Source organism: Actinomadura roseirufa (genome assembly GCF_900659635.1).
Classification (GTDB): Bacteria; Actinomycetota; Actinomycetes; order Streptosporangiales; family Streptosporangiaceae; genus Spirillospora; species Spirillospora roseirufa.
In genome coordinates this window covers 1-14786 of record NZ_CAACVB010000198.1, presented here as the reverse complement: position 1 = coordinate 14786, position 14786 = coordinate 1, and the positions used below count along the sequence as shown (strand labels likewise).

Below are 14786 nucleotides of genomic sequence, written 5' to 3'. Positions count from 1 at the left end.
AGGCCGTCCGGTACCCGGCGGTGCGGCTGTTCGCCGACCGGGCCGCGGCGGTCCGGCCCGGCTTCGCCGTGGACGAGGGCAACCTCGCCGCCGTGCTGCGGATCTGCACGGCGCTGGACGGGCTGCCGCTGGCGCTGGAGCTGGCCGCCGCGCGGCTGCGGTCGCTGCCCGTCGCGCAGGTCGCCACGCGGCTGGACGACCGGTTCCGGCTGCTGTCGCGCGGCGACCGGGCGGCCGTGGCGCGCCACCGGACGCTCCGCGCGGTCGTCGAGTGGAGCTGGGATCTGCTGGGCACGGCGGAGCAGACCCTCGCGCGGCGGCTGACCGTGTTCACCGGCGGGCTGACCCTGGAGGCCGCCGAGCGGGTGTGCGACCTGCCCGACGCCGACGAGCTGCTCGCGGAGCTGACCGACAAGTCGCTGCTGCAGTCCGACGGGACCCGGTACCGGATGCTCGACACCGTCCGCGCGTTCTGCGCCGAGCGGCTCGACGAGGCGGGCGAGACGGACCGGATCGAGCGCCGGCACGCCGCGTACTTCCTCGATCTGGCGCGCCGCGCCGACCCGCACCTGCGCGGCGCCGACCAGCTGGAGTGGCTGGAGCGGCTCGCCGCCGACCACGGCAACCTGCACGCGGCGCTGCGCCGCCGCATGCGCGCCGACCCGGCCACGGCGCTGCGGCTCGTCGCGTCCCTGACCTGGTACTGGTGGCTGCGCGGGCGGATCGAGGGCGCGTCGCTGGCCACGGAGCTGATGGGCGTCGTCGGCCTGGACCCCCCGGACGGCCTGCACGAGGAGTTCGTGCTGTGCGCCGTGAACGCCGTGTCGGGCGGCGGGTCCGCCGACCGGGCGGAGGGATGGCTCGACCGGGCCGAGGAGCTGCTGAAGGGCATCGGCCGCACGCTCGACTACGCGGCCACCGCCGTCCTGTGGGCGATGACCGCCGGACCCCGGCGCACCGACGTCACCATCATGGAGAAACAGATCGGCACCGACCCGTGGTCGCGGGCCCTGATCCGGATGAGCGACGGTTTCCTGCTCCAGTTCGGCGGCGACATGGACGCGGCCGAGGAGGCGTGCGCCGAGGCCGTCCGCGGCTTCCGATCCTGCGGCGACGGGTGGGGCGTCGCCAACTCGCTCGACCCGCTCGCCCAGATCGCCGCCTGGCGCGGCGACCGGGACCGGGCGCTGGCCCTGCTGGACGAGGCGCTCGCGCTGGTCGAGCGGATCGGCGCGCTGGAGGACACCGCCGACCTGCTGTACCGGCGCGGCGACATCCGCGTCCAGGCCGGTGAGCTGGACGCGGCGCACGCCGACTACCTGCGCGGCGCCGAGCTGGCCCGGCGGGCGGGCGCCTCCGACAAGGTCGCCGGGGCGCACCACGGGCTGGGCCGGGTCGCGCGGCTGCGCGGCGACCTCGCCGAGGCGCGGCGGCTGTACGAGTCGGCGCTGACCGGCTTCACCTCCGAGCGGTACATCGCCGGCGCCGTCCGGGCGGTGGCGCTGGTCGGCCTCGGCTGGGTGGCCCTCGCCGAGGGCGGGACGGCCGGCGCGCGGCGGGCTCCGGTGCCCGGAGCCGGGCGGCGGAGCGGCGCGGTCCGCGTTCCGGTGTACTTCCACGTCATCCACGACGGCCCGACGGGCAACGTCTCGGACGCGACGGTGCGGCGGCAGATCGGTGCCCTCAACGCCTCCTACGGCGGGCGCTTCGGCGGCGCCGACACCCGGGTCTCCTTCGCGCTCCGCCACGTGGACCGCTCTGACAACGGCGGCTGGTACTACGAGCCGGACCGGTTCGAGAGGACGTACAAGCCGAGGCTCCACAGGGGCGGCAGGAACACCCTGAATCTGTACAGCGTCCATATCGACGGCGACCTCCTGGGCTGGTCGACGTTCCCGTGGAAGTACCGGACCGGCCCGAAAATGGACGGCGTCACCATCCATTCCGACAGCATGCCCGGCGGCCCGATCGACAACTTCAACCGGGGATTCAGCGCCACCCATGAGGTGGGGCACTGGCTCGGGCTCTACCACACGTTCCAGGACGGCTGCGGCGGCCAGGGCGACCGGGTCGCCGACACGCCTCCTGAGCGCGACCCCACCAACGGCTGCCCCGGCGGGAAGGACACCTGTCCCCAGCCCGGCCATGACCCGATTCACAACTTCATGGACTACGGCTACGACACCTGCATGACGTCGTTCACCTCGGGCCAGGGCGCCCGTATGCGCCAGGTCTGGGCGGCCTTCCGTGCTTGATGACCACCGTGCCTGATGACCACCGTGCCTGACGGCCGCCTACCGCGCCCGGTAGGCGGCGAGCAGCCGGGCGGCGTCGCCGTCCGGGAGATGGCGGACGGCCTCGCGGATCGTCACGCCGGAGATGCCCCCGGTACGGGCCGCGACCCAGTCCGTCACCCACGCCGGGTCCTTCCTGGACAGCTCACGCAGGACCCACCCCAGAGCCTTTCTGATGAAGAACTCGGTCTCGCCGAGCAGCGCGTCCCCGTATCCGGAGATCCGGTCCAGGTCGGGGGCTCCCGACCGGACGCCCGGTAGCAACGCCAGCACGGCCGTGCGGCGAATCCACATGTAGGGGTCGCTGACCCACGCGTCCAGCCTGGCGCCCAGGTCGGGGTGGCGGAGGACGAGCCCGCCGACCACCTTCTCGGCGATGTGGTCGACGTACACCCAGCTCGCCGAGTCCCGGACGAACCGTTCGGCCATGTCCACGTCACCGGGCTGCAGCAAGGCCGCGCGCTTGGCCAGGACCTCCACGGCCGCCATGCGCGCCTCGTGCACGGGACGACCGCCGTCGCGCACCGCCCACAGCGTCTCGGCGAGGGCGACCAGCTCGACGCGCTCGGGCGGCGTGCGCACCGCCGCCAGCGCCACCTTCCGCAGCGCGGGAACGGGCACGCCGATGTGCGCGAGGTCGCTCTTCAGGTAGCGGCGCTCGCTCGCGGCCCGCTCGGGGTCGGCCACGGCGCGCAGGTCCGCCAGGATGCGGGCCGCCTCGTCCTCGACGTTCACGCCGGTCACGATACGCCCGCGGCGGCCCCGTGACCGCGCTACGGCACGCCCTTGCGCCAATTCTGTACTCGTTCGTCCAGGTTTGCTAAAGACGCTCCAGCTAGTGGCTATCACTCTGGTTTCAGCGATGACTCCGCTCCCACCGCGCGCACCCACGGCGCGCCGCCCCCCAAGGAGTTGCATGAAACGCGCTGGAATCGCCACCGCCGTCACCGGCCTGCTCGCCGCGTTCACCGCGTACGCGCCCGCCGTCGCCGTGGCGTCCGCCCCCGCCGTGGCGTCCGCCTCGTCCACCCGCTGTGACGGACGGGCGGACGCGCCCGCGCAGGCGCGCGTGAAGGCGGGCTCCCACGTCACCGAGCGGAACCAGCCCGGCGCCGCCAAGGTCGCGGCGATGGAGAAGGACTTCCACGACCGCCTCGGCGGGCTCAGCGCGGCCACGCGGGCGAAGGCCGCCGCGGCGACCGTCCGGGTGCACTTCCAGGTCGTCTACGGCAGCGCGGGGAACGTCCCGGACGCCACGTTCACCAAGCAGCTCGAAGTCCTGAACAATGCGTACGCGCCGAGCGGCGTCACGTTCACGCTCGCCGAGATCAAGCGGACCAACAACGCCACCTGGTTCAACGACCCGCAGCGCTACGAGTCGCAGATGAAGAACTCGCTGCGCGTCGGCGGCGCCCAGGACCTCAACCTGTACACCGCGAATCTGGGCAACAGCCTGCTCGGCTGGGCCACGTTCCCCAGTGACTACAAGGCCAAGCCCAAGTTGGACGGCGTCGTCATCCACTACCAGAGCCTGCCGGGCGGCACCCTCACCAACTACAACGAGGGTGACACCGGAACCCACGAGGTGGGGCACTGGCTGGGGCTGTACCACACGTTCCAGGGCGGGTGCAGTGGCGCCGGTGACAGCGTCGCCGACACCCCGGCCGAGCAGAGCCCCGCCAACGGCTGCCCGACCGGCCGCGACACCTGTTCCTCGCCGGGCGTGGACCCGATCCACAACTACATGGACTACGGCTACGACTCGTGCATGACCGAGTTCACGCCGGGCCAGAACCAGCGCATGCACGACCAGTGGGCCGCCTACCGGGCGTAGGCGCTGTTCCTGAGCACGGCCCGGGGCACCGGCAGAGCGCCCGTGTCCCGGCCGTGCTCATACGGCCCCGGTCAGGAGGACGCGGTGCCGGAGCACTTGGCAAGGCGCATGCCCCAGGCGCGCATCAGCGGCTCGGGCGCCGGTCGTGCACAGGGGTCGTACGCCCCGTCCACCATGCTGACCGTCCACTGGCCCTTGGGCCCGGACCTGGTGAACGCGGTCCCGGCATCGGTGTTCTTGGCCGGGCTGTCGCGGTACCAGAGCCCCAGTACGGCGTAATAGCGATTCCCCACACGCCCGTAGTGGGCACCCGACCTCTCCACCACGAGCCTTCGATAGTGCCCGGCGTTGTGGTCGTGGTCGTAGAGCCGGGCGAGTTCACCGCGGAGCCCGGCGGTCATGGGCAGCACCTGGGCCGGCGTGCGGACGGCGGCCCGGGCGGGGGGCTCGGCGGGGGGCCGGGCGGCCCGCGCGGCGCCGGAGGGCGGGATCAGGACGAGGGGGACGCCCAGCACCGCGGCAAGGGGGATGGTCGCGCGCATACCCGCACGGTACGTCCGCGTGACCCGCCGCGCTCGTTCACGGAGAGTCGCGACCTTTCCCTCATTCTGGGCACCGATCCGGTCGTCCGGTCCCGGCGACGGGCGGCCGCAGCGCCGCCGGGGCGCCCGCCGGCACCACCGGGTTCCGCGGCGCCACCGGGTCCAGCCTGCGGTACGCGGCGCCGAGCCCCGGGCGCGGGTCCGCCTCGCCCCGGTTCGGCCACAGCGACATGGCCCGCTCCGCCTGCGCGGTGATCGTCAGGGACGGGTTGACGCCGAGGTTCGCCGAGACCGCCGACCCGTCCACGACGTGCAGGCCCGGGTGTCCGTAGACACGGTGGTAGGGGTCGATCACGCCCGACTCGGCGGAGTCGCCGATCACGCAGCCGCCGAGGAAGTGCGCGGTCATCGGGACGTCGAACAGGTCACCCCAGGTGCCGCCCGCGACGCCGCCGATCTCTTCGCCGATCAGCCGCGTGGCGGCGTGCCCTTCCGGGATCCAGGTCGGGTTGGGCTCGCCGTGCCCGGCCGAGGCGCGCACGCCCCAGCCGAACGGGCCCCGCCGGGGCCGCAGCGTGATCGAGTTGTCGCGGGTCTGCATGACGAGCGCGATCACCGTGCGCTCCGACCAGCACCGCACGTCGAACAGCCGCGCGAGGTCGCGCGGCCGGCGCAGCGCCGCGCGCGCGAACCGGCGAAGCCGGGGGACGTGCCGCTCCCCCGGCCGGTCGCCGTCCACCAGCAGGGTCTGCAGGCCGGCGAGCAGGTTCGAGCCGCGGCCATAGCGGACCGGCTCGATGTGGGTGTCCGGCGTTGGATGGAACGATGACGTGATCGCCACCCCGGCCGAGAAGTCCGGGCCCGGCGCGCCGTGCCGGCGGCCCGCGCCGAGGATCGCCTCGGAGTTCGTGCGCGTCAGCTCGCCGAGGCGGTCCGACAGCCGCGGCAGCGCGCCGGTCGACTTCAGCGTGTGCAGCAGCTTCTGCGTGCCGTACGTCCCCGCGGCGAAGACGACCTCCCGGGCCGTGAGCGTCCTGCGGTGGCGCCCGAACGACCCCGTCCGGACGATGCCGACCTCGTAGCCGCCCCCCGCGCGCGGCGCCACCCGGGTGACCCGGCTCAGCGGCATGACGCGGGCACCGGCCCGCTCCGCCAGGTACAGGTAGTTCTCGGTGAGCATGTTCTTGGCGCCGTGCCGGCAGCCGGTCATGCACTCGCCGCACTCCAGGCACCCGCGGCGGCGCGGGCCCGCCCCGCCGAAGAACGGGTCGGCGGACTCGATCGCGGCGCCGCGCCCGAAGAACACCCCGACCGGCGTCCTGACGAACGTGCCGCCCGCGCCCATCCGGTCGGCGACCTTCCTCAGCACCTTGTCGGCCTCGGTCAGGGTCGGGTTCCGCACGACGCCGAGCATCCGCCGGGCCTGGTCGTAGTGGGGCGCGAGCTCGTCCCGCCAGTCGGTTATGTGAGCCCACTGCCGGTCGGTGAAGAACGGCTCGGGCGGGACGTACAGCGTGTTGGCGTAGTTCAGCGACCCGCCGCCCACTCCCGCGCCCGCCAGCACCAGGACGCGGCTCGACCGCGCGCCGCGGATCAGGTGGATTCGCTGCATCCCGGTCAGGCCGAGCGCGGGCGCCCACAGGTAACGGGCGACGCGCCAGTTCGTCTTGGGCAGCTCCGGATAACGGGTCCCGGGGGCGCCCGACGGGTTCGTGTCGAAGCGGCGGCCCGCCTCGATCACCCCGACCCGGTACCCCTTCTCCGTCAGCCGCAGCGCCGTCACGCTGCCGCCGAACCCCGAACCCACGACGAGGACGTCGAAGTCGTGCTCCACGGGCGACCCCTACTTGATCCGCAGCCTCTTCATGACCTTGACGCCGGTGGCCATCGCGCCGGCGAAGGTGTCGTAGCCGAGACGGCCGGGCGGTTCGAGGTCCATCAGGTGCTGGCTCGCGATCGTCTGCACCTCGGTGAACCTCAGCAGGCCGTCGGCGCCGTGGCGGCGCCCGACCCCCGAGCGCTTCATGCCGCCCATCGGCGCGTCGTAGGACGCGTACGCGGCGCCGTAGCCGTCGTTGACGTTGACCGAGCCCGCCTGGATCCTCGCGGCGACGCGGCGGCCCCGCGCGACGTCCCGCGTCCACACCGAGGCGTTCAGCCCGTACGGGGTGTCGTTGGCGCGGGCGATCGCGTCGTCCTCGTCCCGGTACCGGTACACCGCGACGACCGGCCCGAACGTCTCGTCACCGTACAGGTCCATGTCGCCGGTGACGTCCGCGAGGACCGTCGGCTCGTAGAAGAGTGGGCCGACGTCCGGACGCGCCCTCCCGCCCGCCAGGACGGTCGCGCCCCGCTCGACGGCCTGGTCGACGTGCCGGGTCACCGCCTCCAGCTGCCGCCGGTGGGTCAGCGAGCCCATCTCGGCCTCGAAGTCCAGGCCCGTCCCGAGCCGCATGCCCTTGGCCAGCTCCACGAACCGGGGGACGAACCGGTCGTAGACGTCCTCGTGCACGTACATCCGCTCGATCGAGATGCACAGCTGCCCGGCGTTGGTGAAGCACGCCCGGACCGCGCCGCGCGCCGTGCGCTCGACGTCGGCGTCCGCCATCACGATCATCGGGTTCTTGCCGCCGAGCTCCAGCGAGTAGCCGGTCAGCCGCGGCGCGACCCGCTCGGCGATGGCCGTCCCGCCGCGCGTGGACCCGGTGAAGGACACGTAGTCGGCGCCGTCGACCAGCGGATCGCCGATGTCGGCCGGGTCGCCCACCACGATCTGCCACACGTCGCGCGGCAGCCCCAGCGCGACCAGCAGGTCCAGGACCCACAGGCTGGACAGGCAGGTCTGCGTGTCCGGTTTGTGGACGACCGCGTTGCCCGCCATCAGCGCGGGCGCGATGTCGCCGGCGCCCAGCCCGAACGGATAGTTCCACGGCGAGATCAGCCCGACGACGCCCTTCGGGTGCCGCAGCTCCCGGACGCGGGTGAGCCCCGGCATCATGCCCTGCCGCCGCCGCGGCCGCAGCAGCCGCGGCGCGCGGCGCGCGTAGTACAGCGAGCACAGCGCCACGTCGAGGAACTCCTCCATCGCGTGCCGGCGCGCCTTGCCGGTCTCCAGCTGGATGATGTCCAGGATCTCCTCGCGCCGGGCGACCAGCGCGTCGGCGAGCCTCAGGAAGGGCTCGGCGCGCTCGCGCGGGGACCGCCGCGCCCACGCCCGCTGCGCCGCCCGCGCCCGCTCGTACGCCGCGCGGACGTCGTCCGCGTCCGATATCGGCACGGTCGCGAGGGGCTCGCCGGTGAACGGCGCGGGGATCACGGCCGTCCGCCCGCCGGCCGCGACGATGTGCGCGGCCAGCCGGTCGGCCGTCGCGCCGGGAAGGGCGTGCGGCGCGCGCTCCGCGGCGCCTCCGGCAGGGACCGTCGGGGTTGCCATGTGCACAGAATATGACCCCCCGGCCATTTTTGCTACCCGCAAGTAACGAGCCCTGCCGCCGGCGCCCCGCCGGGCCCGGCAGGGACCGGACCGTTCCAAGACGGCCGGTGTCGGCAACTCCGTGACTGACCATGCGCGGCCGGTGTATCCCGGGAACCAGGAAGACACCGGCGCCTCACTCACGGCCCCCGGACGTCCGCTGCCGCAACGTCCGGGGGCCGTGGTCGCGCGCCCACAGCCCGAAGGGGAGCAACGTGCACATGAACGACACCCACGGCGACCACCGGCCCGAGGGTGAGGCGGCAGAACCGGGCGCCCGGGGGCGCCGCCGGGACCGGCGCGAGCAGACGCGCACCGCGCTGCTCGGCGCGGCCGAACGCCTGTGGGCCGAACGCGGCATCCACGGCGCCTCGCTGGACGACATCGCGGCCGCGGCGGGGCTGACCAAGGGCGCCGTCTACTCCAACTTCGCCGGCAAGACCGACCTGCTGCTCGCCCTCCTCGAACGCTTCACCCGCGACCGCGGCGGCACCGAGGTCTGTGACGAGCTGCTCGCCGCCGCCGTCCCCGCGGGCGAGGCCCCCCTGCCCCGCCCCGGCCGCACCGCCGCCCCCGACCCGTCCGCCGACCGCCCGCGCATGCTCGCGCTCCTGCTCATGGAGTTCTGGCTGTACGGCATGCGCGACTACGCCGCCGGCTGGCGCATCGCCGACTGGTACGCCGAACGCCGAGCCCGCCTGGCCAGCGCCCTGGACGACGCCCCCACCCGGCCCCCCTCCGGCGTCCCCTCCACGGAACGCGCGACCCTGGCCCTGGCCCTGGACCTGGGCCTGGCCTTCCAGCACCTCCTGGACCCCGACCGAGTCCCCGCGGACCTGTACTCCACGGGCAGAGCTCTCATCTACCTGGGGGACGACCCCCACACCCCGGGGTAGCGGGTCACAGAGCCATGGGGACGATTTCGGGGGCTCCCCGGCGGTGGGCGTTGGCCTCCTGGTCGTCTTCCTGGGTTTGGGAGGCGCGTTCCGCTTCGACGCGTTTGCGGTAGTACTCGATCTCGCGGTCGCGCTGCTTCTTGGACCAGCCCAGGACGGGGGCGAGGAGGTCTGCGGCCTCCTGGGCGACGCGGACGCCGCGGTCCCAGGTCTCGATGGAGATGCGGGTGCGGCGGGCGAGGACGTCGTTGAGGTGGCGGGCGCCCTCGTGCGAGGCCGCGTAGACGATCTCGGCGCGGAGGTAGTCGTCCGCTCCGGTCAGGGGTTTGCCCAGGTCGGGCTTGCCGGAGATCAGTTCGAGGAGATCGTCGACGAGCGTGCCGTGCCGGCGCAGGAGGTGCTCGATGCGCGCGACGTGCAGGCCGGAACGGGCGGCGAGGCGGTGGCGGGCGTTCCACATGGCCTGGAAGCCGTCGCCGCCGACGAGCGGGACGCGGTCGGTGCAGGACTCGGCGACCTTGCCGTCGAGGCCGTGGGCGACGGCGTCGATGGCGTCCTTGGCCATGACCCGGTAGGTGGTGTACTTGCCGCCCGCGACGAGGACGAGGCCGGGGACGGGGTGGGCGACGACGTGCTCGCGGGACAGCTTGGAGGTCTCGTCGGTCTCGCCGGTGAGCAGCGGGCGGAGGCCGGCGTAGACGCCTTCGACGTCGTCGTGGGTGAGGGGGGTGGACAGGACGGAGTTGACGTGTTCGAGGACGTAGTCGATGTCGGCGCGGGACGCGGCGGGGTGGGCCTTGTCGAGGTCCCAGGCGGTGTCGGTGGTCCCGATGATCCAGTGCCGGCCCCAGGGGATGACGAACAGGACCGACTTCTCGGTGCGCAGCAGGATGCCGGTCGCGGAGTGGATGCGGTCCTTGGGGACGACGAGGTGGATGCCCTTGGACGCCTTGACGTGGATCTGGCCGCGTCCGCCGACGAGTTCCTGTATGTCGTCCGTCCAGACCCCGGTGGCGTTGACGACCTGCTTGGCGCGGACCTCGCTGGTGGTGCCGGCCTCCAGGTCGCGGACGCGCAGCCCGGTGACGCGCTCGCCCTCGCGGAGGAAGCCGACGCACTGGGTGCGGGACGCGATCTGCGCGCCGTACTGCGCGGCCGTCCGCAGGACCATCATGACGAAGCGGGCGTCGTCGACCTGCGCGTCCCACAGCTGGATCGCGCCGGCGAAGGCGTCCCTGCGCAGGGACGGGGCGAGCCGCAGCGCGCCGCGCCTGGTCAGGTGCCGGTGGTGGGGGACGCCGCGGGTGCTGCCCATCTGGAACGCGAGCGCGTCGTAGAGGGCGACACCGGCGCCGAAGTAGCCGCGCTCCCAGACGCGGTGGGTGGTCGGGAGCAGGAACGGCACGGGGCGGACCAGGTGCGGCGCGATCTGCTGGAGGAGCAGGCTGCGCTCGGCCAGCGCCTCCCGGACGAGGTCGAAGTTGTACTGCTCCAGGTAGCGGAGCCCGCCGTGGATGAGCTTGGACGAGCGGGACGAGGTGCCCGAGGCGAAGTCGCGGGCCTCGACGACGGCGACCGACAGCCCGCGGGTGACGGCGTCGAGCGCGGCGCCCGCGCCGACGATCCCGCCGCCGACGACCACGACGTCGAACTCCTCGCGGGACATCCGCTCCAGCGCGGCGACCCGTTCGGCCGGGCCGAGCCGCGAGCTGCCGAGGCCGGTCACCGGTGATCCCGTCATCGTCCATCCCCCCAATGCGCGTCGGTCTACGTGCTCTACCTACCCAACAGTAGGGACGGATCCCCGCCGACCGCCGGTCAGGGCCCCCTCAGTCGCCGAGCCGGCGGGGCGCGACGACGACCTGGACGCGCTGGAACTCCTTCAGCTCGGTGTACCCGGACGTCGCCATGGCCCGGCGGAGCGCGCCGATCAGGTTCATGGAGCCGTCGGCGACGCGGGACGGGCCGTGCAGGATCTGCTCCATCGTGCCGATGGTGCCGAGGTCGAGGCGGGTGCCGCGGGGGACGTCCCCGTGGTGGGCCTCGCTGCCCCAGTGGTAGCCGCGGCCGGGCGCCTCGGTGGAGCGGGCGAACGGGGAGCCGACCATGACCGCGTCGGAGCCGCAGGCGAACGCCTTGGCGATGTCGCCGCTGTTGGTCATGCCGCCGTCGGCGATCACGTGCACGTAGCGCCCGCCGGACTCGTCCATGTAGTCGCGGCGGGCGGCGGCGACGTCGGCGACGGCGGTGGCCATCGGGACGGCGACGCCGAGGACGGTCCGGGTGGTGTGCCCGGAGCCGCCGCCGAAGCCGACCAGGACGCCGGCGGCGCCGGTGCGCATCAGGTGCAGGGCGGCGGTGTAGGTGGAGCAGCCGCCGACGATGACGGGGACGTCGAGGTCGTAGATGAACTGCTTGAGGTTGAGCGGCTCGTGCCGTCCGGAGACGTGCTCGGCGGAGACGGTGGTGCCGCGGATCACGAACAGGTCGACGCCGGCGTCGATGACGGCCTTGTGGAACTGCGCGGTGCGCTGCGGCGACAGCCGGGCGGCGACGGTCACCCCGGCGGAGCGGATCTCCTCGATCCGGCGGCCGATCAGCTCCTGCTTGATCGGCTCGGAGTAGATCTCCTGGAGCCGGTGGGTGGCGCGGACGTCGTCCAGCGAGGCGATCTCGGCCAGCAGCGGGGCGGGGTCCTCGTAGCGGGTCCACAGGCCCTCGAGGTCGAGGACGGCGAGCCCGCCGAGGCGGCCGACGGCGATGGCGATGGCCGGGCTGACGACGCTGTCCATCGGCGCGACGACCAGCGGCATCTCGAAGCGGTAGGCGTCGATCTGCCAGGCGACGCTGACCTCCTCGGGGTCGCGGGTACGGCGCGACGGCACGATGCCGATGTCGTCGAAGGCGTACGCCCGGCGGCCGCTCTTGCCACGGCCGATCTCCACCTCAGCAGCCACTGCGCTCTTCCTCTTCCTCGCGCGCCAGCGTGGCCGTGCCCGGTGCGGCGGGCACGGCCTGATGACCTTGCGGATCGTTCCCGCCCACGGCGGGAACAAGCCCCGGCAGAGCTTACGTCAGACCGGGGACGGGCTCCGTACGGGCTCCGCCGGGGCGGGCGACGCGGAGCGGGTCAGCGGCCCTGGTAGTTGGGCGCCTCGACGGTCATCTGGATGTCGTGCGGGTGGCTCTCGCGCAGCCCGGCGGGGCTGATCCGCATCAGCTGGCCGCGCTCCTGCAGCTCGGGGACGGTGCGGGTGCCCGCGTACCACATCGACTGGTGGAGCCCGCCGACGAGCTGGTGGGCGACGTTGGCGAGCGGGCCGCGGTAGGGCACCTGGCCCTCGACGCCCTCGGGGATCAGCTTCTCCTCGCTGGACACGTCGGCCTGCGCGTAGCGGTCCTTGGAGAAGGACCCGCCGCGCTCGCGGTTGCGCATCGCGCCGAGCGAGCCCATGCCGCGGTACGACTTGTACTGCTTGCCGTGGACGAAGATCAGCTCGCCGGGCGACTCCTCGATGCCGGCGAGCAGGCTGCCGAGCATCACGGTGTCGGCGCCGGCGACGATGGCCTTGGCGATGTCGCCGGAGTACTGGAGGCCGCCGTCGCCGATGACGGGCACGCCGGCCGCGCGGGCGGCGCGGGCCGCCTCGTTGATCGCGGTGATCTGCGGCACGCCGACCCCGGCGACGACGCGGGTGGTACAGATCGAGCCGGGGCCGACGCCCACCTTGACGGCGTCGGCGCCCGCGTCGACCAGGACCTTCGCCCCGGCCTCGGTGGCGACGTTGCCGCCGACGACCTGGACGCCGGAGTTCGCCTTGATCGCGGCGATGGTGTCGGCGACGCCCTTGGAGTGGCCGTGCGCGGTGTCGACGATGATCACGTCGGTGCCCGCGTCGATCAGCGCCTGGGCGCGCTGCAGCGCGTCCGGGCCGACCCCGACGGCGGCGGCGACCAGGAGCCTGCCGTCGGCGTCCTTGGTGGAGTCGGGGTACTTCTCGCTCTTGGTGAAGTCCTTGGTGGTGATCAGGCCGCGGAGCCGGCCCTCGCCGTCCACCAGGGGGAGCTTCTCCACCTTGTTGCCCGCCAGCAGCCGGAACGCCTCCTCGCGGGTGACGTCGACCGGCGCGGTGACCAGCGGCATCGGGGTCATGACCTGGCGCACCGGGCGGGACGGGTCGGTCTCGAAGCGCATGTCGCGGTTGGTCACGATGCCGACCAGCACGCCGCGCACGTCGGTGACCGGCACGCCGGAGATCCGGTAGCGGGCGCACAGCTCCTCGACGTCGGCGAGGGTCGCGTCGGGCAGGCAGGTCACCGGATTGGTGATCATCCCGGCCTCGGACCGCTTGACCCGGTCGGCCTGCTCGGCCTGCTCCTCGATCGCCATGTTGCGGTGCAGCACGCCGATCCCGCCCTGGCGGGCCATCGCGACGGCCGTCCGGGCCTCGGTCACGGTGTCCATGGCGGCCGACACCAGGGGGATCCGCAGCGAGATCTCGCGCGTCAGCCGGGTCGTCGTGTCGGCCTCGCCCGGCTGCAGGTCGGAATAGCCCGGCAGCAGCAGCACGTCGTCGAAGGTCAGGCCCTGCGGGAGGAACTTGGCGGGCTCGGCTGCGGGGTTCATGACTACCTTCCCGTAGTGGTGACGGTATCGGGCCAGGTCATCGCGACCCTGTCCCCATGGTAGGGCGTGCGGACCCGGCCGGACGGGCTGTTGTGGACCAAGCACGCGTGGCCTTGGTGACACCCCGGGGTGCGGCCACCGGACGGTCGCGCGGACCGCGTCCGCCGATGACATCGATCAACAAGCCCGGCGAGTCCCGGCATTCCCGGCGGCGGACCCCGATCTACGGGCACGGACCGCGATTGTTCGCGCACGGAGGGGAGCGGGGGGTGCACCTGGCGGTGCGTCCCGCAGTAGCGTGGGTGTGTGCACGACGATGCCCCGCTCGACCCGTTCGCCGGAGATCCGGAGGATCCGGCGGCGTCGCTCGGCGACCTCGGCGACGACGCGGCGCCGCTCAGCGTCGCCGAGCGGGAGGACGTGCTGGCCGACCTCGCCGATCTGGAGGTCTTCCGGGCCCTGCTGGAGCCGCTCGGCGTGCGCGGGCTCACCGTCGACTGCGGCGACTGCGGCAAGCTCCACTACATCGACTGGGAGCTGCTGCACGGCAACCTGCGGCACCTGCTCGACCAGGGCCTGCCCCGGGTGCACGAGCCCGCCCTCTCCCCCGACCCCGTCGACTACGTGAGCTGGGAGTACGCCCGCGGGTACGTGGACGGCGTGATCGACAGCGAAGAGGGCCGCGAAGGCGACCAGTAGCGCCCGCGCCGATGTCGCGCGGCCGGGCCCGTCCCGCCGCCCGCGACCGGGACGGCCGGGGCGCGATGCGGGACGGGGGTCAGGGGCCCGCGAACGGGTCGTGGCCGTAGACGGTGACGTGCCGGTGACGGCGGCGCAGGTCGTCGAGGAAGCGGCGGGTGTCGTCGCCGGGGCCGGTCGGTGACCTGAGGCCCGGCCGGGGCCGCCCGGCGAAGGTCTCGGGGCCCGGGCCGGGGACGGGGCGGGGCGGCTGCTGGTCCAGGAGACGCTCCATGTCCCGCTTGAAGCGCTCGAAGTCCGGGCGGACCGGGCCGGCCGGGGGTCTTTCGGTCGCGGCGGGCGGGCCGCCGGCGGTGGGGCGGCCGGCCGCGGGACGGTCGGCGGCCGTGGGACGGTCGGCGCGGGGACGGCCGCGCTGCGGG

General features: G+C 73.6%; 11 protein-coding genes and 1 pseudogene. 4 read left to right on the top strand and 8 right to left on the bottom strand.

Annotation, left to right across the window (positions count from 1 at the left end; translation table 11 throughout):
- Positions 1–2255: tetratricopeptide repeat protein (locus E1291_RS44270; RefSeq protein ID WP_242614472.1), on the top strand; the 2255-nt coding region annotated here is incomplete at its 5' end.
- Between the two features lie 39 nt (positions 2256–2294).
- On the opposite strand, the gene E1291_RS30580 is transcribed toward E1291_RS44270, so the two are convergent.
- Complete coding sequence (locus E1291_RS30580) at positions 2295–3029, bottom strand: DNA alkylation repair protein (RefSeq protein WP_165495360.1); 735 nt, start codon at positions 3027–3029, stop codon at positions 2295–2297.
- Positions 3030–3210: 181 nt separating this feature from the next.
- On the opposite strand from E1291_RS30580, the gene E1291_RS30575 reads away from it, so the two are divergent.
- Entirely contained in the window at positions 3211–4128 is a 918-nt protein-coding gene (locus E1291_RS30575) for a zinc metalloprotease (protein WP_131741549.1), read from the top strand.
- A 71-nt stretch (positions 4129–4199) separates the two neighbouring features.
- Here E1291_RS30575 and E1291_RS30570 read toward each other — a convergent pair whose 3' ends face one another.
- From E1291_RS30570 to E1291_RS30560, 3 genes are all read right to left on the bottom strand, one after another.
- On the bottom strand, positions 4200–4670 hold the full coding sequence (locus E1291_RS30570) for a hypothetical protein (RefSeq protein WP_131741548.1): 471 nt from the start codon (positions 4668–4670) through the stop codon (positions 4200–4202).
- Between the two features lie 61 nt (positions 4671–4731).
- Positions 4732–6504, bottom strand: a complete 1773-nt coding sequence (locus E1291_RS30565; RefSeq protein WP_131741547.1) for an FAD-dependent oxidoreductase — start codon at positions 6502–6504, stop codon at positions 4732–4734.
- Between the two features lie 9 nt (positions 6505–6513).
- Positions 6514–8103, bottom strand: a complete 1590-nt coding sequence (locus E1291_RS30560) for a succinic semialdehyde dehydrogenase (protein WP_131741546.1) — start codon at positions 8101–8103, stop codon at positions 6514–6516.
- Between the two features lie 260 nt (positions 8104–8363).
- Here E1291_RS30560 and E1291_RS30555 point away from each other — a divergent pair, with 260 nt between their 5' ends.
- Positions 8364–9038, top strand: a complete 675-nt coding sequence (locus tag E1291_RS30555) for a TetR/AcrR family transcriptional regulator (protein ID WP_131741545.1) — start codon at positions 8364–8366, stop codon at positions 9036–9038.
- Between the two features lie 4 nt (positions 9039–9042).
- Here E1291_RS30555 and E1291_RS30550 read toward each other — a convergent pair whose 3' ends face one another.
- The 3 genes from E1291_RS30550 to guaB all read right to left on the bottom strand — a co-directional run bounded on the left by E1291_RS30550 (position 9043) and on the right by guaB (position 13665).
- Positions 9043–10779: a glycerol-3-phosphate dehydrogenase/oxidase gene (locus E1291_RS30550; protein ID WP_131741544.1), complete on the bottom strand. Its 1737-nt coding sequence runs from the start codon at positions 10777–10779 to the stop codon at positions 9043–9045.
- An 88-nt stretch (positions 10780–10867) separates the two neighbouring features.
- Positions 10868–11983, bottom strand: coding sequence for a GuaB3 family IMP dehydrogenase-related protein (locus E1291_RS30545; protein ID WP_131741551.1), 1116 nt, complete (start codon positions 11981–11983; stop codon positions 10868–10870).
- A gap of 185 nt (positions 11984–12168) precedes the next feature.
- A complete protein-coding gene (gene guaB, locus E1291_RS30540; RefSeq protein WP_131741543.1) occupies positions 12169–13665 on the bottom strand; it encodes an IMP dehydrogenase in 1497 nt (498 codons plus the stop codon).
- Between the two features lie 306 nt (positions 13666–13971).
- On the opposite strand from guaB, the gene E1291_RS30535 reads away from it, so the two are divergent.
- Entirely contained in the window at positions 13972–14364 is a 393-nt protein-coding gene (locus tag E1291_RS30535; protein WP_131741542.1) for a DUF5319 domain-containing protein, read from the top strand.
- A 79-nt stretch (positions 14365–14443) separates the two neighbouring features.
- Here the strand turns inward: E1291_RS30535 and E1291_RS42390 are convergent.
- A pseudogene (locus E1291_RS42390) lies at positions 14444–14786 on the bottom strand (hypothetical protein); the annotation flags it as partial.

Coding starts and splice junctions, on each gene's coding strand:
- guaB (WP_131741543.1), bottom strand. CDS start 13,665: ATGAACCCCGCAGCCGAGCCCGCCAAGTTCCTCCCGCAGGGCCTGACC.
- E1291_RS30570 (WP_131741548.1), bottom strand. CDS start 4,670: ATGCGCGCGACCATCCCCCTTGCCGCGGTGCTGGGCGTCCCCCTCGTC.
- E1291_RS30555 (WP_131741545.1), top strand. CDS start 8,364: ATGAACGACACCCACGGCGACCACCGGCCCGAGGGTGAGGCGGCAGAA.
- E1291_RS30575 (WP_131741549.1), top strand. CDS start 3,211: ATGAAACGCGCTGGAATCGCCACCGCCGTCACCGGCCTGCTCGCCGCG.
- E1291_RS30560 (WP_131741546.1), bottom strand. CDS start 8,103: ATGGCAACCCCGACGGTCCCTGCCGGAGGCGCCGCGGAGCGCGCGCCG.
- E1291_RS30550 (WP_131741544.1), bottom strand. CDS start 10,779: ATGACGGGATCACCGGTGACCGGCCTCGGCAGCTCGCGGCTCGGCCCG.